Origin of the sequence: Streptomyces sp. Ag109_O5-1, assembly GCF_003814875.1 — a bacterium.
GTDB classification, from domain to species: domain Bacteria; phylum Actinomycetota; class Actinomycetes; order Streptomycetales; family Streptomycetaceae; genus Streptomyces; species Streptomyces sasae.
The window spans coordinates 4,031,830-4,055,387 of the sequence record NZ_RKQF01000001.1 but is presented as its reverse complement, the minus strand read 5'-3'; the positions used below and the strand labels follow the sequence as shown (position 1 = coordinate 4,055,387).

General features: G+C 70.4%; 17 protein-coding genes. 8 read left to right on the top strand and 9 right to left on the bottom strand.

Features of this window, described 5'->3' with window-relative positions; all coding sequences use genetic code 11:
* Nucleotides 1–35 precede the first annotated feature (35 nt).
* Nucleotides 36–1,406, top strand: a complete 1,371-nt coding sequence (locus EDD90_RS18290) for a cation:dicarboxylate symporter family transporter (protein WP_123974047.1) — start codon at nucleotides 36–38, stop codon at nucleotides 1,404–1,406.
* A 136-nt stretch (nucleotides 1,407–1,542) separates the two neighbouring features.
* Here the strand turns inward: EDD90_RS18290 and EDD90_RS18285 are convergent, their stop codons facing one another.
* Complete coding sequence (locus EDD90_RS18285; protein ID WP_123974046.1) at nucleotides 1,543–2,169, bottom strand: TetR/AcrR family transcriptional regulator; 627 nt, start codon at nucleotides 2,167–2,169, stop codon at nucleotides 1,543–1,545.
* A gap of 154 nt (nucleotides 2,170–2,323) precedes the next feature.
* On the opposite strand from EDD90_RS18285, the gene EDD90_RS18280 reads away from it, so the two are divergent.
* From EDD90_RS18280 to EDD90_RS18260, 5 genes are all read left to right on the top strand, one after another.
* Nucleotides 2,324–4,009, top strand: coding sequence for an MFS transporter (locus EDD90_RS18280; RefSeq protein ID WP_123974045.1), 1,686 nt, complete (start codon nucleotides 2,324–2,326; stop codon nucleotides 4,007–4,009).
* Between the two features lie 94 nt (nucleotides 4,010–4,103).
* Nucleotides 4,104–4,871, top strand: coding sequence for a DUF2127 domain-containing protein (locus tag EDD90_RS18275; RefSeq protein WP_123974044.1), 768 nt, complete (start codon nucleotides 4,104–4,106; stop codon nucleotides 4,869–4,871).
* Nucleotides 4,872–4,906: 35 nt separating this feature from the next.
* The gene (locus tag EDD90_RS18270) at nucleotides 4,907–5,335 is read left to right on the top strand and encodes a MerR family transcriptional regulator (protein ID WP_123974043.1); all 429 of its coding nucleotides are present in this window, start codon (nucleotides 4,907–4,909) and stop codon (nucleotides 5,333–5,335) included.
* A complete protein-coding gene (locus EDD90_RS18265) occupies nucleotides 5,332–5,667 on the top strand; it encodes a co-chaperone YbbN (RefSeq protein WP_123974042.1) in 336 nt (111 codons plus the stop codon). The genes EDD90_RS18270 and EDD90_RS18265 overlap by 4 nt, the downstream gene beginning before the upstream one ends.
* A 180-nt stretch (nucleotides 5,668–5,847) precedes the next feature.
* Nucleotides 5,848–8,079, top strand: coding sequence for an AAA family ATPase (locus tag EDD90_RS18260; RefSeq protein ID WP_260327920.1), 2,232 nt, complete (start codon nucleotides 5,848–5,850; stop codon nucleotides 8,077–8,079).
* Here the strand turns inward: EDD90_RS18260 and EDD90_RS18255 are convergent.
* From EDD90_RS18255 to EDD90_RS18230, 6 genes are all read right to left on the bottom strand, one after another.
* Nucleotides 8,066–8,932, bottom strand: a complete 867-nt coding sequence (locus tag EDD90_RS18255) for a hypothetical protein (RefSeq protein ID WP_185149138.1) — start codon at nucleotides 8,930–8,932, stop codon at nucleotides 8,066–8,068. The two genes, EDD90_RS18260 and EDD90_RS18255, sit on opposite strands and share 14 nt — an antisense overlap.
* A gap of 51 nt (nucleotides 8,933–8,983) precedes the next feature.
* Nucleotides 8,984–11,188, bottom strand: coding sequence for a 1,4-alpha-glucan branching enzyme (gene glgB, locus EDD90_RS18250; RefSeq protein ID WP_123981346.1), 2,205 nt, complete (start codon nucleotides 11,186–11,188; stop codon nucleotides 8,984–8,986).
* Nucleotides 11,185–12,555 carry a maltokinase N-terminal cap-like domain-containing protein gene (locus tag EDD90_RS18245; protein WP_123974041.1) on the bottom strand — a complete coding sequence of 457 codons (1,371 nt, stop codon included), beginning with the start codon at nucleotides 12,553–12,555 and terminating at the stop codon, nucleotides 11,185–11,187. The genes glgB and EDD90_RS18245 overlap by 4 nt, the downstream gene beginning before the upstream one ends.
* Before the next feature lie 90 nt (nucleotides 12,556–12,645).
* Nucleotides 12,646–14,349 carry a maltose alpha-D-glucosyltransferase gene (treS, locus tag EDD90_RS18240; protein WP_123974040.1) on the bottom strand — a complete coding sequence of 568 codons (1,704 nt, stop codon included), beginning with the start codon at nucleotides 14,347–14,349 and terminating at the stop codon, nucleotides 12,646–12,648.
* Entirely contained in the window at nucleotides 14,346–16,403 is a 2,058-nt protein-coding gene (locus tag EDD90_RS18235; protein WP_123974039.1) for an alpha-1,4-glucan--maltose-1-phosphate maltosyltransferase, read from the bottom strand. Before EDD90_RS18235 ends, treS begins: the two co-directional genes overlap by 4 nt.
* Before the next feature lie 263 nt (nucleotides 16,404–16,666).
* Nucleotides 16,667–17,869, bottom strand: a complete 1,203-nt coding sequence (locus EDD90_RS18230) for a S8 family peptidase (protein WP_123974038.1) — start codon at nucleotides 17,867–17,869, stop codon at nucleotides 16,667–16,669.
* A gap of 197 nt (nucleotides 17,870–18,066) precedes the next feature.
* Here EDD90_RS18230 and EDD90_RS18225 point away from each other — a divergent pair, with 197 nt between their 5' ends.
* Entirely contained in the window at nucleotides 18,067–20,691 is a 2,625-nt protein-coding gene (locus EDD90_RS18225) for a glycosyltransferase family 1 protein (protein ID WP_123974037.1), read from the top strand.
* A 94-nt stretch (nucleotides 20,692–20,785) separates the two neighbouring features.
* Nucleotides 20,786–21,277: a SitI3 family protein gene (locus EDD90_RS18220; protein ID WP_123974036.1), complete on the top strand. Its 492-nt coding sequence runs from the start codon at nucleotides 20,786–20,788 to the stop codon at nucleotides 21,275–21,277.
* Between the two features lie 10 nt (nucleotides 21,278–21,287).
* Here the strand turns inward: EDD90_RS18220 and EDD90_RS18215 are convergent, their stop codons facing one another.
* Nucleotides 21,288–21,803, bottom strand: coding sequence for a DUF1990 family protein (locus tag EDD90_RS18215; protein ID WP_123974035.1), 516 nt, complete (start codon nucleotides 21,801–21,803; stop codon nucleotides 21,288–21,290).
* Nucleotides 21,804–21,875: 72 nt separating this feature from the next.
* Complete coding sequence (locus EDD90_RS18210) at nucleotides 21,876–23,525, bottom strand: M4 family metallopeptidase (RefSeq protein ID WP_123974034.1); 1,650 nt, start codon at nucleotides 23,523–23,525, stop codon at nucleotides 21,876–21,878.
* Between the last annotated feature and the right edge of the window lie 33 nt (nucleotides 23,526–23,558).

Here is a 23,558-nt window from a genome sequence, read left to right as displayed (position 1 = left end):
CGGTCGTACCGACGAAGACGTCAAGGAGGCGAGCCGTGACGACGACGCCTACGGCACCAGCCGCACCCGCCGTTAAGAGAGACCGCACCCATTACCTCTACATCGCGGTGATCGCCGCGGTGGCGCTGGGTATCGTCGTGGGCCTCGTCTGGCCCGACGCCGGTGTCCAGCTCAAGCCCCTCGGCACCGGCTTCGTCAACCTCATCAAGATGATGATCTCGCCGATCATCTTCTGCACGATCGTGCTCGGTATCGGCTCCGTACGGAAGGCCGCCAAGGTCGGTGCCGTCGGCGGTATCGCGCTCGGCTACTTCCTGGTGATGTCGCTGGTCGCGCTGAGCATCGGGCTCGTCGTCGGCAACATCCTGCACCCCGGTGACGGGCTGCACCTCACCAACGCCATCAAGGCCTCCGGGCACAGCCAGGTGGACTCCGAGGCGCTCGGCCCGGTCGACTTCGTGCTGTCGATCATTCCGACCACCTTCGTCTCCGCCTTCACGGAGGGGCAGGTGCTGCAGACGCTGCTCATCGCGCTGCTCGCCGGGTTCGCGCTGCAGGCCATGGGGTCGGTCGGGCAGCCGGTGCTGCGCGGTGTCGAGCACATCCAGCGGCTCGTCTTCCGCATTCTGGGCATGATCATGTGGGCCGCGCCGATCGGTGCGTTCGGCGCCATCGCGGCCGTCGTCGGGTCCGCCGGGATCGACGCGCTCAAGAGCCTCGCCGTGCTGATGCTCGGCTTCTACGTGACCTGTGTGCTCTTCGTCTTCGTGGTGCTCGGCGCGATACTGCGGATCGTCGCCGGACTGAACATCTTCACGCTGTTCAAGTACCTCGCCCGTGAGTTCCTGCTGATCCTGTCCACCTCCTCCTCCGAGTCCGCGCTGCCGCGGCTCATCGCGAAGATGGAGCACCTGGGTGTCAGCAAGGCCGTGGTCGGTATCACCGTCCCGACCGGCTACTCCTTCAACCTCGACGGCACCATGATCTACATGACCATGGCGTCCCTCTACATCGCCGACGCCCTCGGTACGCCGATGTCGGTCGGTGAGCAGATCCCGCTGCTGCTCTTCCTGCTGCTGGCCTCCAAGGGTGCGGCGGGCGTCAGCGGCGCCGGTCTGGCCACGCTGGCCGGTGGTCTGCAGTCGCACAAGCCCGCGCTGGTCGACGGTGTCGGCCTGATCGTCGGTATCGACCGCTTCATGAGCGAGGCCCGCGCCCTGACGAACTTCGCGGGCAACTCCGTCGCCACCGTCCTGATCGGCACCTGGACCAAGGACATCGACAAGGCCCGGATGCAGCAGGTGCTCGCCGGTGAGCTGCCGTTCGACGAGACGACACTGCTGGACGAGGGCGCGGACGTGAAGCCCGAACTGCCCGAGCAGCGCGAGGAGTTGGCCAAGGCCTAGCCGCCGCCTCCCGAAAGACACCGGACGTCCGGCCCGGCCTGAACCCGGGCCGGCCGTCCGGTCACCGCTCTCCGGGCGGCTGAGAACTCCCCCCGTTGCTCAGCCGCCCGGATGCATGTCCGCCGGCAGAAAACCGCTACTCGCTCAACTCGGCCACCAGCTCGGTGGCCTTGGAGGCGGGCACGCCCGCCGCCGTCAGTGCGCTGACCGCGGCGGAGCGGCCCGCCTCCTTCGCGTCCAGCAGGCCGTCGTTCACCGCCTCCATCACCGCGAACAGCAGCTGTTCGTGCACATACGCCAGTGCCGGCGCCGGCAGCGGTGAGCTGAACACGCCCTCGTCGAGGCCGCGTCGCAGGGCCGCCGTCTTGTTCTCGCGCAGTGGCGCCAGCCGGTCGCGGATGCCCTGCACGGTGACCGTGCGCTGGGCGAGGCCCACCAGCAGCCGGTAGCGGTCGGCGATCTCCCAGACCGCGAGCACCGACCGGGCCACCGCCTCCGCCGGGCCCGCCGTCTCCCTGCGAGCCCCCGCGTCCGCGGCCGCCAGCGCTTCCACCGCCTCGTCGACGAGCGTGCCGATCAGCGCCTCGCGGCTGGGGAAGTGGCCGTACACGGTCCGCCGTACGACTCCTGCCGCACGCGCGATCTGGTCCATCGAGGCGTCGGGGTCGCGCAGCAGCTCGGCGAGGGCGACGTCGAGGATGCGGCGCCGGTTCGCGTCGGCGCGGGAGCCTGCGCCGGTGTTACCCGTGGTCATGGCTGCCATTGTGCCTGCCCGGCGAGCGCGCTCACGTTCCCTCCGCAAGTGCTTCACCTCCTTCATTTGCACACTCCTGTGCAGTTGGCTTACATTGCACATGGTTGTGCAATTGCACGCCACTGTGCAAGTTCTGTCGTGCGTGAGGAAGGCGATCCCTGCCATGCGACTCGTCGTCAACGAACCGGTCGAGAGGACGCAGCGGCCGTACCCGCGCCGCTGGTGGGCGCTGCTCGTCCTCTGTCTGAGCCTGCTGATCATCGTGATGGCCAACACCGCCCTCACGGTCGCCGCGCCCGACATGACCACCGACCTGGGGCTCAGCAGTTCCGACCTGCAGTGGGTCATCGACGGCTACACCGTCCCGTACGCGGCCCTGATGCTGCTGCTCGGCGCGATCGGCGACAAGTACAGCCGCCGGGGAGCGCTCATCCTGGGCCTGGTCGTGTTCGGCGGTGGGGCCGTCTTCGGGTACCTCGCCGACAGCGCCACGACCGTGATCGCGGCCCGTGCCGTGATGGGCACCGGTGCCGCCCTGATCATGCCCGCCACCCTCTCCCTGCTGGCCGCGACCTTCCCGCGTGCCGAGCGGGCCAAGGCGATCACGCTCTGGACCGCCACCGCCGGGCTCGCCATCGCCGCCGGACCGGTGGTCGCCGGCGCCCTGCTGCGCGACCACGGCTGGTCCTCGACCTTCCTCATCAACGTGCCGATCGCGGCCGTCGCCATCGTCGGCGCGCTCGTCCTCGTACCGCCGTCCAAGGCCGGTCACCACGACCGGATCGACTACGTCGGCGGGCTGCTCTCCGTGCTCTGGATCGGCTCGCTGGTCTACATGATCATCGAGGGGCCGCACTTCGGCTGGGGCGTCAGGGCCGTCACGGCGGCGGTCGTCGCGGGCGTCGGTCTCGTCGCCTTCGTCCTGTGGGAGCTGCGCCACCCGCGCCCGGTCCTGGACGTCCGCCGCTTCGCCCACCGCCGCTTCGCCGGTTCCAACCTCGCCGTCGCCCTCTTCTTCCTCGCCGTCTTCGGTGCCTTCTACTACCTCACCCAGCACCTCCAGTTCGTCCTCGGCTACGACGCCCTGGGCACCGGTGTGCGGATGCTGCCGTTGGCCGGCGCGGTCTTCGTGGGCTCGGCCCTCACCGGCTGGCTCACCCCGCGCGTCGGCATGAAGTGGACGGTCACGGCGGGCATGGTCGGCGGCACGACCGCGCTCGCGCTGCTGACCCGTGTGGACGGATCCTCGGCCTACGGCGACTTCGTCGCCCCGCTGATCGTCCTGGGCCTCGCCATCGGGCTGGCGCTCTCGCCCTGCACCGACGCGATCATGGGCGCCTTCCCGGAGTCCGAACTGGGCGTCGGCGGCGCCGTGAACGACACCTCGCTGGAGCTCGGCGGCTCCCTCGGCATCGCCATCCTCGGTTCGCTCCTGTCGACGTCGTACGGCGACCACCTCGCCGACGCCACCGGCGGCAGCAAGCTGCCCGCGGGCACGCTCGCCACCGCCCAGGACTCGGTCGGCGCCGGTTACGCGGTCGCCCAGGGCATCGGCGAGAAGGCGAAGCAGGTCGCGGCCCAGGCGGCGCAGGCCACCGACCCACAGCAGGCTGCCCAGTTGAAGGTGCAGGCCCAGCAACTGGCGCAGGGCGCACGGCAGATGGCCGACGCCGTCGGCTCCTCCTTCGCCCATGCCGTGGCGCACACCAGCCTGGTCGGCGCGGTGATCCTGGGCGTGGGGACCGTGCTGGTCGCGGTGTTGCTGCCGGGCCGTGAGAAGGCGGAGGCGGAGGCAGCAGCGGAGGCCGAGGCCGAGGAGCGGGAGCCGGTGGACGCCGCGGTGCAGTGACCCCTCACCCCCGCTTGTCACCCACATCCACTAACGTGCCGTTTCTGTTCAACCGGAACGGCACGTCGGCATGTCTGCATGGAAGGCACGGGGGATGAAGATCGACTGGGATCGTCGGCACTGCGCGCGCAAGGGGCATGTGACCTATGCCCCGGACGACCCGCGGCTGCGGGTGCGGCTGCACGCCCAGACCGCGGTCGGGGAGGCCTGGCGCTGTCTGCGCTGCGGTGACTTCGTGCTCGGCGAGCCGCACGGCTCCGGGCCGGCCGCGGACGCCCCGCTGGTGCCGCGCGGGAAGGTGCTGCGGGACCTGTTCATCCTGCGCTTCCTGGCGATCGAGCGCGCCGTGCGCGGGGTGTTCATCGTGCTGGTCGCGGTCGCGGTGTGGAGGTTCAGCAACAGCCAGGACGCGGTGCGCAGGCTCTTCAACGAGAACCTGGATGTCTTCCGGCCGGTCTTCAAGCACTTCCACTACGACCTCGACCATTCACCGGTCGTCGGTTCCATCCAGAAGGCCTTCGGCTACAAGCACTCCACACTGCTGCTGGTGGCCGGACTGCTGCTGGCGTACGCGCTGATCGAACTCGTCGAGGCGGTCGGTCTCTGGTACGCCAAGCGCTGGGCGGAATATCTGACGGTGGTGGCCACCGCCGCCTTCCTGCCGCTGGAGATCTACGAACTCACCGAGAAAGTCAGCTATCTCAAGATCGCGACTCTTGTGCTGAACATCCTCGCCGTCCTCTATATCGCCCTCGCCAAGCGGCTGTTCGGGCTGCGCGGCGGGCGCAGGGCCTTCGACGAGGAGCGGCACAGCGCCTCCCTGATGGAGGTCGAGGAGTCGGCCGGGGTCCGGTCGGCCTAGCGTTGACGCCGACGTCAACGCCTACGGTCGTATCCATGCGAATCGGCGAGCTGGCCGCACGGGCCGGGACCACCACGCGCACCCTGCGGTACTACGAGGCGCGCGGGCTGCTGCCCGCGCGGCGCTCCGGGAACGGTTACCGGACGTACGACGAGAGCGATCTGAAGCTGCTCACACAGATCCGGACGCTGCAGGACTTCGGGTTCGAGCTGGAGGAGACCCGGCCGTTCGTGGAGTGTCTGCGGGCCGGGCATCCGGAGGGCGACACCTGCCCGGCCTCGCTCGCGGTCTACCGGCGCAAGCTGGCGGAGCTGGACTCGCTGATCGGCGAGCTGCAGGCCGTGCGGGAGACGGTCGGGGCCCAGCTGGAGCGGGCCGAGCGGGCGCGGGACGAGCTGGCCGCCGAGGCGCTGGTTCCGGGGGGTCCGGAACCGACGTGCGAACTGGGAGGGCACGAGCGATGACCATGGTGGACGCGCTGACCGAGGTGACGGACGAGACTTTCGCGGCGGAGGTGATCGGCGCCGAGCTGCCGGTGCTGGTGCAGTTCACGGCCGACTGGTGCGGGCCGTGCCGGCAGCTGGCGCCGGTGCTGAAGGACATCGCCTTCGAGGAGGGCGACCGGCTGAAGATCGTCCAGCTGGACGTGGACCGCAACCCGGAGACGACCGTGGCGTACGGCGTGCTGTCGACGCCGACCCTGCTGGTCTTCCAGGGCGGTGAGCCGGTGAGGTCGATGGTGGGTGCCAGGCCCAAGCGGCGGCTGCTGGAGGAGCTGTCCGACGTGCTGAGCTGAACCGGTCGCTTATATGAAGAATCCCCCGGGCAATTGCGCTCGGGGGATTTCTTTGCGTATATTCAAGAGTTCGCGACTTCAAGTCGATGGCAAAGTCGGACGAGTCGCGAAGAAGTTCAGTGGGCACAGTATATCCGGGCGGGAGCGGAATTGTCAAACACCGAATTTCCAGACGATGAATTGCGTCACGAGCAGGAATTCATCGACGGACTGTACGCACGGGTGGACGCGCTGCGCGGCGACACCGAGGGCTCGGTCGCGGACGCCCTCGCCCTCGGCGACAAGCCGATGCAGGCCCGCCTGGAGCGGGACATCCTGGTCGCCGAGCGCTCCGGGCTGCTCGCCGCACTGAACGCCGTGGACGGCTCGCTCTGCTTCGGGCGCATCGACCTGACCTCGGGGACCAGGCACCACATCGGCCGGATCGGGCTGCGCCTGGACGACGCCGAGCGCACCCCGGTCCTCGTCGACTGGCGCGCCGAGGTCGCCCGCCCCTTCTACCTGGCCACCGGCCACACCCCGATGGGCCTGCGCCGCCGCCGGCACATCGCCACCGACGGCCGCCGGGTCAGCTCCCTGCACGACGAGATCCTCGACCTCGGCGACCAGGAGCGCACCGGGCACGAGGACCCCACCGGTGACGCGGTGCTGCTCGCCGCGCTCAACTCGGCCCGCACCGGCCGGATGAACGACATCGTGCAGACCATCCAGGCCGAGCAGGACGAGATCATCCGCGCACCCCACCGGGGGGTTCTGGTGGTCGAGGGCGGACCGGGGACGGGCAAGACCGCGGTCGCGCTGCACCGGGCCGCCTATCTCCTCTACGAATACCGGGAGTTGCTCGCGAAGCGGGCGGTCCTGATCGTCGGTCCCAACCCCGCCTTCCTCGGCTACATCGGCGAGGTGCTGCCTTCGCTCGGCGAGACGGGCGTGCTGCTGGCGACCGTCGGCGAGCTGTTCCCCGGGGTGAAGGCGAGGGCCGCCGACACCCCCGAGGCGGCCGCCGTGAAGGGCCGCGCGGACATGGCCGACGTCCTCGCCGCCGTCGTACGGGACCGGCAGACGCTGCCCGACCCCGTCCTTGCCATCGAGCACGACCGCGAGGTGCTGATGCTCGACGACGGCCTGGTGAACATGGCCCGGGAACGCACCCGCGCCGCGCGGCTCCCGCACAACGCGGCCCGCGAGTACTTCGAGGGCCATATCCTCAACACGCTCACCGAGCTGTACGCCGAGCGGGTCGGCACCGACCCCTTCGACGGCAGCAGCCTTCTCGACGCCTCCGACATCACCCAGATCCGCGACGAACTCGCCGAGAATCCCGAGGTCTGGACCGCCGTCGACCAGCTGTGGCCGCTGCTCACCCCGCAGCGCCTGGTCGCCGACTTCCTCGCCGCACCCGAGGGATACGTCGACGCCGAGGACGCGGCCGCGATCCGCCGCCCGGTGACGCGGGCCTGGACGGTCTCGGACGTCCCGCTCCTCGACGAGGCGGCCGAGCTGCTGGGCGTCGACGAGCGCGTCGCCCGGGCCCGGGCGGAACGCGAGCGCGAGACGCAGATCGCGTACGCCCAGGGCGTGCTGGACGTCTCCTACGCCTCCCGTACCTACGAGTTCGACGACAAGGAGGACGAGGACTCCGAGGTCCTCTCCGCGCACGACATCATCGACGCCGAGCGGTTCGCCGAGCGCCAGGAGGAGGACGACCACCGCAGCGCGGCCGAGCGGGCGGCGGCCGACCGCACCTGGGCGTTCGGGCACATCATCGTCGACGAGGCGCAGGAACTCTCCCCGATGGCCTGGCGGTTGCTGATGCGCCGCAGCCCGACCCGCTCGATGACCCTGGTCGGCGACCCGGCCCAGACGGCGGAGGCGGCGGGCGTGGGTTCCTGGTCGGAGATCCTCGAACCGTACGTCGAGGACCGCTGGGACCACACCCGCCTCGGCGTCAACTACCGCACCCCGTCCGAGATCATGGACCTCGCCGCGGCCGTGGTCCGCGCCGAGAACCCGGACTTCGAGCCGCCGAGCTCGGTCCGCTCGACGGGCGTACCGCCATGGATCCGGCACGCCCACGACGACCTCCCCGGCGCCGTCGAGAAGGCGGTGGCCGAACTCACCCCCACCGAGGGCCGCCTCGCGGTGATCGCCCCGCGCGATCTGCACCGCGCCCTGGCCACCCGCCTGGACGGCATCACGGCCGGCGCCGAGCCCGACCTGACGCACACGGTCGTCCTGCTCGACCCGCGCCAGGCCAAGGGGCTGGAGTTCGACTCGGTCCTGGTGGTGGAACCGGGGCGGTACGGCACCAGCGATCTGTACGTGGCGCTGACCCGGGCCACCCAGCGGCTCGGCGTGCTGTACACGGACGAGCTGCCAAAGGCGCTGGCCACCCGTGTCACCGGGCCGTAGCGGGACTCCCGCTGGGCGACGGCGGCGGATAGCTGGGGTGCAGCGCGGCGGACAGGGGCGCCAGCGACGCGCACAGCGCGGTCGGGAAGTCCGGTTGCCTGTGCTGCACCGCCGTGCAGCCCCCGGTTGCGCTCTCGAAGAACGGCTGCCAGCCGGAGCGCTCGGCGCGCAGGAAGAAGCGGTCGCCGAGGCGGGACGTGCAGGCGGAGTCCTTGGTGTCGTCGCCGCACGCCGGTCCGGTGCGCCAGGAGAAGTCCAGCACCAGCCACTTGCCGTCGCAGTGCTCGGCGTCGGGGTAGGAGTGCATGGGCGCGCCGACGGCGATCATCGCCTGGTCGTAGGAGGCGGTGGTGCAGCCGGTGGCCGGCGGGTTGCAGCCGAGCTCCCCGCACAGCCGCAGCGCGGGCGGCTTCGCGCCCTCGGCGGTGAAGACCGTGGAGTTGTCGATCACCAGCTTCCGCCCGCCCAGCGGCTCGGGCAGCCGTACCCGTGTGGTGGCCGTCTTCTCCTTGGTGCACCCGGAACTCGGGTCACCATAGGCGGTGCTGTAGGTGATCTGCACATGCACGGCGCCCGGCACGGCACCGTACTTGGCATCGGTGTCCACCGCCTTGAGGTCCCGATAACACGGGCGTGGGCCGATGGGCACCTTGGCGTCGAGGCTCAGCGTGCGGTGGTCGGCGGCGAGCCGGGCGCCGGTGACCGCCGAGGGCGCCACGTCGGTCCACGGTACCGGTCCGGTCTCCGTGGGTGTGGCTCCTCCGCCCTGTCCCGCCACCACTGTGCCGCAGCCGCCCAGTAACAGGACGGCGACGGCACACAGCAGGGCGGCCCATGGTCTGCCAGGTCTCACGTGCCTCAATCTCCCCGTGTCGCACGACTGTTGACCCGATCACTGTACGAGCTAGGCAGGCCGCAGCCACACCGTGGCCAGTGGGGGCAGGGTCAGGCGGATGCTGGTGGGGCGGCCGTGGGACGGGTGGTGTTCCGGTTTCACCGGGTCGGGGTTGGTGACACCGCTGCCGCCGTACCCGGCCGCGTCCGTGTTGAGGCTCTCGTGCCAGGCGGGGATCTCCTCCGGGACGCCCAGGCGGTAGTCCTGGCGGACCGCGGGGGAGAGGTTGGCGACCACGAGGAGCGGGGAGTCGTCGGCGTCGAGCCTCAGGAAGGCGAAGACATTGTCCTCGGCCGCGTCGCCGGCCACCCACTGGAAGCCGCTCGGATCGGTGTCCCGCTGCCACAGAGCCGGGGTGGCGCGGTAGGTGGTGTTGAGGTCGCGCACCAGGTCGCGTACGCCCCGGTGGTCGGCCTCGGCGCCGTACTCCGGGTCGAGGAGCCACCAGTCCGGGCCGTGCACCTCCGACCACTCCGCGCCCTGTGCGAACTCCTGGCCCATGAAGAGGAGTTGCTTGCCGGGATGGGCCCACATGAAGCCCAGGTAGCCGCGGAGGTTGGCGCGCTGCTGCCACCAGTCGCCCGGCATCTTCGAGACGAGCGAGCGCTTGCCGTGGACGACCTCGTCGTGGGAGATGGGCAGCACGTAGTTCTCGCTGTACGCGTACACCATCGAGAAGGTCATCTCATGGTGGTGGTAGCGGCGGTGGACCGGCTCATGGGCCATGTATGCGAGGGAGTCGTGCATCCAGCCCATGTTCCATTTCAGGCCGAAGCCGAGGCCGCCGCTGTCGGTGGGGCGGGTGACGCCCTCCCAGGCCGTCGACTCCTCGGCGATGGTCACCACGCCCGGGACCCGGCGGTAGACCGTCGCGTTCATCTCCTGGAGGAACGCCACCGCGTCCAGGTTCTCCCGGCCGCCGTGCTCGTTCGGCGTCCACTGGCCCGGTTCGCGCGAGTAGTCCAGGTAGAGCATCGAGGCGACCGCGTCCACCCGCAGTCCGTCGATGTGGAACTCCTCGCACCAGTACACGGCGTTGGCGACGAGGAAGTTGCGGACCTCGCGGCGGCCGAAGTCGAACTCCAGGGTGCCCCAGTCCGGGTGCGCGGCCCGCTGCGGGTCCTCGTGCTCGTACAGCGGACGCCCGTCGAACTCGGCCAGCGCCCAGTCGTCGCGCGGAAAGTGCGCCGGCACCCAGTCCATCAGCACACCGATCCCGGCCCGGTGCAGGGCGTCGACCAGGTACTTGAAGTCGTCGGGGGTGCCGAGGCGGGCCGTCGGCGCGTAGAAGCCGGTGACCTGGTAGCCCCAGGAGCCGCCGAAGGGATGCTCGGCGATCGGCATCAGCTCGACATGCGTGAAGCCCAGATCGGACACGTACGAAGGCAGTTGCTCGGCCAGTTCGCGGTAGGTCAGGCCGGGGCGCCAGGACGGCAGATGCACCTCGTAGACCGAGAACGGCGCCTCGTGGACGGGGATGTCGGCCCGGTGCGCCATCCACTCCTCGTCGGCCCACTCGTGGCGGGACGCGTGCACGATCGACGACGTCTCCGGCGGGGCCTGGGTCCGGCGGGCCAGTGGGTCCGCGCGCAGGGTGCGGGAGCCGTCGGGGCGGGTGATGTCGAACTTGTACAGCTCGCCCTCGCCGATTCCCGGCACGAACAGCTCCCAGACCCCGGAGGAGCCCAGCGAGCGCATCGGATACCCGGTGCCGTCCCAGAAGTTGAAGCCGCCGGCCAGCCGTACGCCCCGCGCGTTCGGCGCCCACACCGAGAAACGGGTGCCGGCCACGCCCTGGTGGGCCGTCGGGTGCGCGCCGAGCACCTCCCACAGCCGCTCGTGCCGCCCCTCGCCGATCAGGTGCAGGTCCAGATCGCCCAGGGTGGGCAGGAAACGGTACGGGTCCTCGGCCTCCTGGACCGTCCCGTCGTACGCCACCAGCAGCCGGTAGACCGGCACCTCGGAGAGGGGGAGCAGGGCGGAGAAGAAGCCGTCGCCGTCGTCGTGCAGTTCGGCCCGCAGGTCCTTGCCGGCGACGACCGTCACCGCGCGGGCGTACGGGCGGAACGCGCGGACGGCGATCCCGCCCGGGACCGGATGCGCGCCCAGGACGGAGTGCGGGTCGTGATGGGTGCCGTGCAGCAGCCGCTCGCGGTCGCCGGCGGCTGTGGACTCGGGCTTCTTCGAGGTCACGGACGTGTCTCCCGGGGTCAGATCAGGTCGGTGGTGGCGAGGCGGTGTACGGCCGACAGGGGTACGGGGAGCCAGTCGGGGCGGTGCCGGGCCTCGTAGACGACCTCGTAGACGGCCTTGTCGGTCTCGTAGGCCCGCAGCAGGACGGGATCGGTGCGCGGGTCGGCGCCGGTGATCTCGGCGTATCCGGAGCAGTAGGCGGCCCGGCACCGGCTCGCCCAGCCGGGGGCGGGCGGGGTCACCGAGTGGGCCGCGTAGTCGAAGGAGCGCAGCATGCCGGCGATGTCCCGCACCGGCGGCTGTGGCATCCGGCGCTCGGCCAGCGGACGGGCCGGCTCGCCCTCGAAGTCGATCAGCGACCAGTCACCGGACGGCGAGCGCAGACACTGGCCCAGGTGCAGGTCGCCGTGAACCCGCTGGGCGGTCCAGGTGCGGCCCTCGGCGGCGAGCTGGGCCAGCGCCTGGTAGGCGGACCGCAGTCCGTCCTCGTACGGCCGCAGCGCCGGTACCGCCTGTGCGGCCGCCGCCAGCCGCTCGGTCATGCCCGCGACCTCTGCCTCCAGCCGGCTGTGCCCGAGGGTGGCGGTGGGCAGGGCGCGGGCCAGTGCCGTGTGCACCTCGGCGGTGGCCCGCCCCAGCGCCCGCGCCTCGGCCGTGAAGTCCTCGCCCTTGGCCAGTTCGCGCAGGGCCAGTTCCCAGCCGTCGGTCGCACCGCGTACGAAGGGCTGGAGGACGGCCAGGACGTACGCGTCCCCGTCCAGCTCGGCCCGCAGCCAGGCGGTCGGTGCGGGCACCCGGGCGCAGCCCTCGCGGGCCAGCGCGAGCGGTATCTCCAGATCGGGGTTGACGCCGGGCACGACCCGGCGCAGCAGCTTCAGAATGAACGTATCTCCGTAGACCACCGACGAATTGGACTGCTCGCCGGTCAGCAGGCGGGCCACCAGCCCGTCGCGTATCTCCTGGCCCGGGGCGCGCTCGAAGCGCAGCCCGCCGATGCGGGCCCGGGTGCGCAGCGCCTCCAGGAGCACCTCGGCGGGCCGGGGGTCGTACAGGGCGTCGTACACCGTGCGTCCGGCCAGCGGGCCGTCGGTCACGTGTCCGATCAGTGCGGGCGCCAGCCGGGGTGGCAGCGTCTCGCGCACCCCTATGAGCAGCTGGTAGCAGTCGCCGGCCTCGGCGGGGGCGGGTGGCTGCTCGGCGCGGACCAGCAGATGGTGCAGGCCCAGCCTGCCGTCCGACGGGAGGAGTTCGGTCTCGGCCACCGGGGAGAAGCCGGTGACCGGGCTGCCCTTGCCCGCGAACCAGCGCTGCCGGGGCAGCCAGTCGCGCAGCAGGGGATCGAGCGAGGCGAGGAGGGCGGGCGTTGAGGGAGTGACCGTTTCCGCCATGGCGGTACGTCCTTTCCCCGGGTCGTCGGGGGTGTTGGTGATGCGTTCCCCGGGCGGGCCGGGGGAAACCGCACCCGCCCGGGCTCTCGTCTATTGAGCCGCGTCCGCGCGCAGCCGGAACCAGTAGAAGCCGTGCCCAGCCAGGGTCAGCAGATACGGCAGTTCGCCGACCGCCGGGAACCGGACCCCGCCGAACAGCTCCACCGGATGCCGGCCGGTGAAGCGCCGCAGGTCCAGCTCGGTGGGCTGGGCGAAGCGGGAGAAGTTGTGCACGCAGAGGACGAGGTCGTCCTCGTACTCCCGCAGGAACGCGATCACCGCCGGGTTGGAGGACTGCAGTTCGGTGTAGGACCCCAGTCCGAAGGCGGGATTCTGCTTGCGGATCTCGATCATCCGCCGGGTCCAGTGGAGCAGGGAGGACGGGGAGGACATGGACGCCTCGACGTTGGTGACCTGGTAGCCGTAGACCGGGTCCATGATGGTCGGCAGGTAGAGGCGTCCCGGGTCGCAGGACGAGAATCCCGCGTTGCGGTCCGGCGTCCACTGCATCGGCGTGCGGACGGCGTCCCGGTCACCGAGCCAGATGTTGTCGCCCATGCCGATCTCGTCGCCGTAGTAGAGGATCGGCGAGCCGGGGAGGGACAGCAGGAGCGCGGTGAACAGCTCGATCTGGTTGCGGTCGTTGTCCAGCAGCGTGGCCAGCCGTCGCCTGATCCCGATGTTGGCGCGCATCCGCGGGTCCTTCGCGTACTCGGCCCACATGTAGTCGCGTTCCTCGTCGGTGACCATCTCCAGGGTCAGCTCGTCGTGGTTGCGCAGGAAGATGCCCCACTGGCAGCCGGACGGGATGGCCGGGGTCTTGGCGAGGATCTCCGACACGGGATAGCGGGACTCCCGCCGCACCGCCATGAAGATCCGCGGCATGACCGGGAAATGGAACGCCATATGGCACTCGTCGCCACCGCTGCGGTAGTCGCCGAAGTAGTCGACGACGTCCTCGGGCCACTGGTTCGCCTCGGCCAGCAGCACCACGTCGGGGTACTGGGCGTCGATCTCCTTCCGCACCCGCTTCAGGAAGTCGTGGGTGGCGGGCAGGTTCTCGCAGTTGGTGCCCTCGCTCTGGTAGAGGTACGGCACCGCGTCCAGCCGGAAGCCGTCGATGCCCAGGTCCAGCCAGAAGCGGAGCGCGGAGAGGATCTCCTCCTGGACGGCCGGGTTCTCGTAGTTGAGATCCGGCTGGTGGGAGAAGAAGCGGTGCCAGTAGTACTGCTTGCGGACCGGGTCGTAGGTCCAGTTGGAGACCTCGGTGTCGACGAAGATGATCCGCGCGTCCTGGTACTGCTTGTCGTCGTCGGCCCAGACGTAGTAGTCGCCGTACGGCCCGTCGGGGTCCTTCCTCGACTCCTGGAACCACGGGTGCTGGTCGCTGGTGTGGTTCATGACGAAGTCGATGATGACGCGCATGCCGCGCTGGTGGGCGGCGTCCACGAACTCCACGAAGTCGGCGAGGTCGCCGAACTCGGGGAGGACGGCGGTGTAGTCGGATACGTCGTAACCGCCGTCCCGTAGTGGGGACTTGAAGAAAGGCGGCAGCCAGAGGCAGTCGACGCCGAGCCACTGCAGATAGTCGAGTTTCGCGGTCAGGCCCTTGAGGTCGCCGATGCCGTCGCCGTTGCTGTCCTGGAAGGAGCGGACCAGGACCTCGTAGAAGACGGCCCGTTTGAACCAGTCCGGGTCCCGGTCCTTCGCGGGTGTGTCCTCGAAGGTGTCCGGGACGGGTTCGTTGACGATCATATTGTGGGTGACCCTCCGATCTGCGGGGACGGTCGCAGGACGGTGAGGATGTGCGCGGCCCGGTGACCCGGTGCCAGGCGCACGTAGTTGGCCCTGCCCCAGTTGTAGGTTTCGCCGGTGAGCTCGTCGCGCACCGGCACCGACTCATGCCAGTTCAGGCCGAGTTGCGGCATGTCCAACGAGACCGTCGCCTCCTGGGTGTGGTGGGGGTCGAGGTTGACGACAACCAGAACCGTGTTCGATCCGCTCCGCTTGCTGTAGACGATCACCTCTTCCTTGTCGGCGTGGTGGAAGTGGATATCGCGCAGTTGCCGCAGGGCCGGGCTGTTGCGGCGGACGGTGTTGAGGCGGGTGATGAGCGGTGCGATGCCGTCCGTTTCGGCGCGTGCCCAGTCGCGGGGCTTGAGCTGGTACTTCTCGGAGTCGAGGTACTCCTCGCTGCCTTCCCTGAGCGGGGTGTTCTCGCAGAGTTCGTAGCCGCTGTAGATGCCCCAGGTGGGGGAGAGGGTGGCGGCGAGCACGGCGCGGGTCTCGAAGGCGGGGCGGCCGCCGTGCTGCAGGTACTCGTGCAGGATGTCGGGGGTGTTGGCGAAGAAGTTCGGCCGCATCCAGGCGGCGGACTCGCCCGACAGCTCCGTGAGGTACTCGGTGAGTTCCTGCTTGGTGTTGCGCCAGGTGAAGTACGTGTACGACTGCTGGAAGCCGATCTGGGCGAGGGTGCGCATCATCGCGGGGCGGGTGAAGGCCTCGGCGAGGAAGATGACGTCCGGGTCGGCCGCGTTGATCTCCCCGATCACCCGCTCCCAGAAGACGACCGGTTTGGTGTGCGGGTTGTCGACGCGGAAGATCCGCACCCCGCAGGACATCCAGTGCCGCAGCACGCGGACGGTCTCGGCGACCAGGCCGTCCATGTCGGCGTCGAAGGCGATCGGGTAGATGTCCTGGTACTTCTTCGGCGGGTTCTCGGCGTAGGCGATGGTCCCGTCGGACCGGTGGTGGAACCACTCGGGGTACTTCTCCACCCACGGATGGTCCGGCGAGCACTGCAACGCGAAGTCCAGGGCGACTTCGAGGCCGTGCCCCTTCGCCTGCTCCACGAACCACTGGAAGTCCTCGACGGTGCCCAGGTCCGGATGGACCGCGTCGTGCCCGCCCTCGGGGGAGCCGATCGCCCAGGGCACGCCCACGTCGTCCGGCCCCGGGGTCAGGGTGTTGTTGCGGCCCTTGCGGAACGTGGTCCCGATCGGATGGATCGGCGGGAGGTAGACGACGTCGAAGCCCATGTCGGCGATCGGCTTCAGCCGCCGGGCGGCTGTCCGGAAAGTGCCGTGCGGCCGCTCGGGCGTGCCCTCGGAGCGCGGGAAGAACTCGTACCAGGAGCCGTACAGGGCCCGTTCGCGCTCGACGAGGAGCGGCAGCGGCTCGGAGGCGGTGACCAGTTCCCGCAGCGGGTAGCGGGCCAGGACCTTGTCGACCGCGGGGGTGAGGGCGGCGGCGAGGCGCCAGGGGGCGGGCCGGTCCTCGTCACGGAGGGCTTCCACGGCGGCCAGGAGGACCTCCCGCTTCCCGCGCTTGGGTATGGCGGCGGCTGCCCGCTCGTAGAGCCGTGCGCCCTCCTCCAGGACCAGATCCGTGTCGATGCCCGCCGGGATCTTGATCTGTGCGTGATGGCGCCAGGTGGCGACCGGATCCCCCCAGGCCTCGACCTGGTAGGTCCAACGGCCCGGTTTCCCGTCGACGGTGACGGTGGCGCCCCAGCGGTCGGTGCCCGGGGCGAGCTCCCGCATCGGGGTCCAGGGGCCAGGGCGGCCCTTCGGGTCCTTCAGTACGACGTTGGCGGCGACGGCGTCATGGCCCTCGCGGAAGACGGTGGCGGTGACCTCGAACGACTCCCCGGTCACCGCTTTGGCGGGCCGGCGCCCCTGCTGGATCAGAGGGCGGACATCGAGGACTGGTATGCGGCCGACGGCGGTGGCCTCGTCCGCGGGGGGTGTGGCGCCGGGCGACGTGCTGCGCCGTGTCGTGGGTGCTGACGTGTGGTGCGTGGCGGGCATGACCGCTCCTGTCCGCGGCAACGAGGGTGTGGGCGGATGGGTGGTGGGGAGGTGTCCTGCGGGGGATTCCTGCGGGTGATCCTGCGGATGGGTCCAAGGATGCATCTGTGGTGTGTCCGTGGGGTGTACCGGAGGAGCCTTCCCACCCTATTCGGGTGGGCAATCCGGCACTTTGTTAACTACTCAGCCGTATGTCTACGCACAAGACCGGCCCCGTTCCGCGCGAACGGGGCCGGTGGCGTGATCGCATACCAGAAACCGCTTTACGACTCTGGCACCCGCAGGAGTCTGTCGGGCGAGCCGGGCCCCGCATCGGACACCTTCCCGCTCGCCGCGCCCGCAATCAGCGCCTTGGCGACCTGGGCCGGGCCGGCCTTCGGGTGGCCGGCGAGATAGAGCGCGGCGGCGCCCGCCACGTGCGGTGCCGCCATCGATGTACCCGAACAGGTCGCCTTGGCGGTGTCGCTCGCGTTCCAGTCCGAGGTGATCGCCACGCCCGGGGCGAACAGGTCGACCGCGGAACCGAAGTCGGAGAAGGCCGCGCGGGTGTCGGTGCGGTCCGTGGCGCCGACGGTGAGGGCCTGCGGTACGTCCGCCGGTGAGTAGCCGGCGGCGGGTCGGTCGTCGTTGCCGGCCGCGACCGTGTAGGTCACCCCGGACCTGATCGAGTTCCGTACGGCGGTGTCGAGTTGGACGCTGTGGTAGCCGCCCAGGCTGAGGTTGGCGACCGCCGGTCCGCGCGCGTGCGCGGTGACCCAGTCGATACCGGCGATGACCTGGGTGGTGGTCCCCGCCCCGGAGTTGTCCAGGACCCGTACGGAGACGATCCTGGCCCGTTTGGCGACGCCGTACTTCGTGCCCGCGATGATGCCGGCGACATGGGTGCCGTGGCCGTTGCCGTCGTCCGCGTTCCGGTCGCCGTCGACGAAGTTCCAGCCGTAGCTCGCCCGGCCGCCGAAGTCGCGGTGGCTGATGCGGACGCCGGTGTCGATCACGTAGACGGTGACGCCCGCGCCCGCCGACTGCGGCCAGGTGTAGGCCTTGTCGAGCGGCAGAGCCGCCTGGTCGACGCGGTCCAGGCCCCAGGACGGCGGGTTCTTCTGGGTGCGTTCCAGGCGGACGCGGCTGTCTTGGACGACGGAGTCGACCCGGGAGTCGGCGGCAAGGCGTCTGGCCTGTGCAGCGCTTGCTCTGACGGCGTAGCCGTTAAGCACACTGTCGTAAGTATGGCTGATTTTCGCCCCATAGCGGGTGATGATCCCCTTCCCGGCCGCCGACGGCCCCTTGATGCCTTCCTTGAGCGTCACCAGATAACTTCCGCCGACCGAGCCGGGCCGGCCGGCACCGAGTACGGGCCCCTCTGGTACGGCGTGCGCGGGCAGGGTGGCCGACGACAGCACCGCGGCCGTGACGACCGCGGTCAAGCCCCCTGCCAGACGCAGACGCCGGGTACGCGTCCGTGACATGGCTGTGAGTCCCCCTCCTCAGCTCAGAAGGGCAGCGTCTCGTGCGCGGCCGGGTCCCACAAGGAGGCGTGACGTCAACCGGTCCGTCCGGGGCGGCAGCCCCCGTAGGCACCCCCGACACCGGTACCGTCGTGACAGACGTGAGCCGCACACCGCCGTACGGCTCCCACGCGAACGCGAAACGCCCGAGGTGGAATGTGAAGGCGATCCGTCGGTTCACCGTCCGTCCCGTTCTCCCCGAACCCCTGCGCCCGCTCAGCGACCTGGCCCGCAACCTGCGCTGGTCCTGGCACACCGAGACACGTGACCTCTTCCAGGCCGTCGACCCCGAGCGCTGGGCCGCCTGCGAGGGCGACCCGGTGCGGCTGCTCGGCAGCGTGCCCCCGGCACGGCTCGCCGAACTGGCCGGCGACCGTCGTTTCCTGCGCCGTCTGACCGCGGTCGCCGACGACCTCGGCGACTATGTGACCGGCGACCGCTGGTACCAGTTGCGGCCCGAGTCCGCCGGACTCCCGGCCGCCGTCGCCTACTTCTCGCCCGAGTTCGGCATCACGGCCGCCCTGCCCCAGTACTCCGGCGGTCTCGGCATCCTGGCCGGCGACCATCTCAAGTCGGCCAGCGACCTCGGCGTCCCGCTGATCGGGGTCGGCCTGCTGTACCGGCACGGCTACTTCCGGCAGACCCTGTCCCGGGACGGCTGGCAGCAGGAGCACTATCCCGTCCTCGACCCCAACGAACTCCCCGTGGCGCTGCTGAAGGAGGCCGACGGCACCCCGGCGCACGTCTCCCTCGCGCTGCCCGGCGGCCGGCTGCTGCGCGCCCGGATCTGGCTGGCCCAGGTGGGCCGGGTGCCCCTGCTGATGCTGGACTCCGACGTGGAGGAGAACGACCTCGGCGAACGCGGGGTCACCGACCGGCTCTACGGCGGCGGCAGCGAACACCGGCTGCTCCAGGAGATGCTGCTGGGGATAGGAGGGGTGCGCGCCGTACGGACGTACTGCCGTCTCACCGGCCACCCCGAGCCGGAGGTCTTCCACACCAACGAGGGGCACGCCGGCTTCCTCGGCCTGGAGCGGATCGCCGAACTCGCCGCCACCGGGCTGGACTTCGACGCGGCCCTGGAAGCGGTCCGGGCGGGCACCGTCTTCACCACCCACACCCCCGTCCCGGCCGGCATCGACCGCTTCGACCGCGAGCTGGTCGCCCGCCACTTCGGTGCCGACGCCGAACTCCCCGGCATCGACGTCGAACACATCCTGCGGCTCGGCATGGAGACCTACCCCGGCGGCGAGCCCAACCTCTTCAACATGGCCGTGATGGGGCTGCGGCTCGCCCAGCGCGCCAACGGGGTCTCGCTGCTGCACGGCAACGTCAGCCGGGAGATGTTCGCCGGGCTGTGGCCGGGATTCGACCCCGACGAGGTGCCGATCACCTCCGTGACGAACGGGGTGCACGCCCCGACCTGGGTGGCCCCGGAGGTGGTGCGGCTGGGCGCCCGGCAGCTGGGCGACCGCCGTACCGAGGACGCGCTGACCGTCGGCGGGGCCGAGCGCTGGGACGCGGTCGCCGACGTCGCCGACCAGGAGATCTGGGATCTGCGCCGCGATCTGCGCGAGCAGCTGGTGCTGGAGGTGCGGGAGCGGCTGCGCGCATCCTGGCGGCAACGGGGCGCGGGGACGGCCGAGTTGGGCTGGATCGACCAGGCCCTCGACCCGGACGTCCTCACCATCGGGTTCGCCCGCCGGGTCCCCTCGTACAAGCGCCTCACGCTGATGCTGCGCGACCGCGACCGGCTGATGGACCTGCTCCTCCACCCCGAGCGCCCGATCCAGATCGTGGTGGCCGGAAAGGCGCATCCGGCGGACGACGGCGGCAAGCGGCTGGTGCAGGAACTGGTCCGGTTCACCGACGACCCGCGGGTACGCCGGCGCATCGTCTTCCTGCCCGACTACGGCATGGCGATGGCCCAGAAGCTGCTGCCGGGTTGCGACATCTGGCTGAACAACCCCCTTCGCCCGCTGGAGGCGTGCGGGACGAGCGGGATGAAGGCGGCGCTGAACGGCGGCCTCAACCTCTCGGTCCTGGACGGCTGGTGGGACGAATGGTTCCAGCCGGACTTCGGCTGGGCGATCCCCACGGCGGACGGCGCCGGCACCGACCCCGACCGCCGCGACGACATCGAGGCGGCCGCCCTCTACGACCTCCTCGAACAACGCGTCACCCCCCGCTTCTACGAGCGCGGCCGGACCGGCCTGCCCGACCGCTGGATCGAGATGGTCCGCCAGACCCTCACCCTCCTCGGTCCCAAGGTGCTGGCGGGCCGTATGGTCCGGGAGTACGTGGAGCGCCTCTACACCCCCGCGGCCCACGCCCACCGGGTGATGACCTCCGACGCGGCCCGTGAACTGTCCGCCTGGAAGAGCAGGGTGCGGGCGGCCTGGCACGGCGTGACCGTCGACCACGTGGCGACCACGGCCGCGACGGCCACCGCCGAACTGGGCAGCACCCTCGCCCTGCGCGTCCGCGTCCGCCTGGGCGACCTCGGCCCCGACGACGTGGAGGTCCAGGCCGTCTCCGGCCGCGTCGACCCGGAGGACCGCATCACGGACGCGGCGACGGTCCCGCTGAAGCCGACCGGAGGCCCCGACCTGGAGGGCCACTGGACCTACGAGGGCCCCCTCTCCCTGGACCGTACCGGCCCCTACGGCTACACGGTCCGCATCCTCCCCTCCCACCGACTCCTCGCCTCAGGCGCCGAGCTGGGCCTGGTGACAGCCCCTTCGGCGGGAGCGGCGGAGGGGGCCGGGGTACTGATGCGCTGACCGCATACGATCCGACGTGCCGAGGGCAGGTTCCTTTGCCTGTCCCCGGCACGCGGCCTGCTCACCCCTGACTTCGTGATAGGCGTCGGACCACATGGCAATCGACTACGACCTCGACATCGCGACGTCGGCATCCGCGGTCGAGGTGGCCGCCCGGCTCGCTGAGACCGGCAGGGGGAACGGCGTGTTCGACGCGTCGGTCACTGTCGAACGGTTGACGGAGCGGGGGGTGTTCGCGTTCAGCAGGCTGGGAACCAGCGTCACGGTCCTCCCGCAGTCGACACCGCACCCGTGGCACCCCGTCGTCGAGGGCCTCGGCTTCACGCCTACGGTCGGCGTCGGCTTCCGTATGGCCAAGGGCGTCGATGTCTCGGACCAACAGGACGACATGATCCGTCTGGTCGCTCCCCTGCTGGAGAAGGTCGACGGCGACGCCGTCCTCCACTTCCAGTACGAGGACATCTGGCTGCTGCGCAGGAACGGTGAGCTCAGCCTGAACGAACGGGACGACCTCTGGCGGCCTCGGCGGCTGGCCATGGTGACGTCGCCCTGCCGGCGGGAAACCCACAGCATGGAGCCGGAGTGAGCGCGGACCGTCAGAACTCCGGGTCCGCGTCCGCGCACAGGCGTCGCAGTACCGCTCCGCAGCGGCGGGCGTACGCGTGCTGGAGGCCGCGGGTGGCCGGGCCGGCCGCTCGGGCGTACCACTTGGCGGGCCTGCTGAACGCCGCGACCGTCAGCCATACCGTGCCGTCGCCCGTGCGGTCGACCACGAAGGCCTCCTCGCCGGATTCGGGGTGGCCGGTGAGAGTGCCGTAGGCCCAGCCCGCGCGGCGGGGTTCCTCGACGGCCCAGACGATGCGGCAGGGGGCCTTGACGAGGCCGGCCAGGGTGACCGTGACATCGACGTCGGGGGCCGCGCGGTCGGCGCCGGCGTCGATGCCCACGCCCAGGGCGCGGTGCAGTTCCCAGGTGAGGACCGCCTCGGCGGCCCGGCGGAAGACCTCCCGGCCCTCGCCTATGCGCGTGCGCACATGCAGGGGGTGGAAGCCCGGCGGGCAGGCGGCGAGGTTCTCGCGGGTCGCGCCCACCGCGTCGTACGTGAAGGACATGGGAGACAAGGGTAGGGCGGGCCCCCGGGAGGTCGCGCTCCCGGGGGCCCGCCCGCACACTGTGCTAGCGCGTCACGAGGTGACGTTGACCGCGGTCCAGGCCGCCTTCACCGTCGCGTACTCGGTGCTGCTGGAGCCGTACAGCGCGGCAGCCGCCGAGAGGGTGCCGGCGCGGGCGCCCGAGTAGTTGGTGCTGGAGGTGAAGTACTCGGTCAGCGCCTTGTACCAGATCTGCAGCGCCTTGTCCCGGCCGATGCCGGTGACGGTCGAGCCGTTCTTCGTCGGGGAGTTGTAGCTGACCCCGTTGATCGTCTTCGCGCCGCTGCCCTCGGACAGCAGGTAGAAGAAGTGGTTGGCCACGCCCGAGGAGTAGTGCACGTCGAGGTTGCCGACGGACGAGGACCAGTAGTCGGCGGAGCCGCCGTCCTTGCTGGGCTTGTCCATGTAGCGCAGCGGGGTGCCGTCGCCGTTGATGTTGATCTTCTCGCCGATCAGGTAGTCACCCGGGTCGGAGGAGTTGTTGGCGTAGAACTCGACGCCCGTGCCGAAGATGTCGGAGGTCGCCTCGTTCAGGCCGCCGGACTCGCCGCTGTAGTCGAGGCCCGCGGTGTTGGCGGTGACGCCGTGGCTCATCTCGTGGCCGGCCACGTCCAGCGAGGTGAGCGGGTGGGTGTTGCTGTCACCGTCGCCGTAGGTCATGCAGAAGCAGCTGTCGTCCCAGAACGCGTTCACGTACGAGCTGCCGTAGTGGACGCGGGAGTAGGCGCCGACACCGTCGTTCTTGATGCCGCTGCGGCCGAAGGTGTTCTTGTAGAAGTCCCAGGTCTCCTGCGCGCCGTAGGCGGCGTCGGCCGCCGCGGTCACGTCGGTGGAGGAGCTGGAAGCGGTACCGGTGCCCCACGTGTTGGTGGTGTTGGTGAACAGGGTGCCGGTGCCGGAGCTGGTGCCGTGCTTCAGGTTGTACGTCTTGTGGCCGCCGCGGGAGGCGTCGGTCAGGGAGTACGTCGAACCCGACAGCGAGGTGGTGAGGCTGACCGTGCCGGAGTACAGCGTCTTGCCGGTGCCGGTCGCGTTCTCGATGCCCTGGTACTCGAAGAGCTTCTTGCCGGTGGCCGCGTCGGTGATGACGTGCAGCTGGTTCGGGGTGCCGTCGTCCTGGAAGCCGCCGACGATGGTCTCGTAGGCGAGGACGGGCTTGCCGGAGCCGGCCCAGATCACCTTGCGGGCGCCGTCGGCGGCCGACTTGGTGGAGCCCAGGGTCCGGGCGGCGGTGAGCGCCGTCTTCTCAGCCTTGGCGGCGGTGAGCTGCGGCTTGAGCGAGGCCACCTTGATGGTCGCCTTGGTCGCCTTGGTGATGCCCTCGGTCTTGCCGGCCTTGGAGGTGTGCACAACGATGTCGCCGCCGAGCACCGGCAGGCCCGCGTAGGTGCGCTCGTAGCGCGTGTGGACCGTGCCGTCGGCGTCCTTGACGACGTCCTTGACGATCAGCTTCTCCTTGGCGCCGAGGCCTATCTGCTGCGCGGTCTCGGCTACGTCCGCCTGTGCCTTGTGGATCAGGGCGATGTGGGCGGAGTTGGAGAGCGCGGCGGGGGCTGCGGCCAGCGGCTGCTTGTCGGCAGCGGAGGCGTTGGAGGTCAGACCCGTGGTGAGCAGGGCGCCGGCGGCGACAGCGGTGGCAATGGCGAGAGTGGTGCGCTTGTGACGCGCGTAGAGGGGGCTCACTCAAGCTCCTTCATGGTGTGGGGAGTCCGGGCG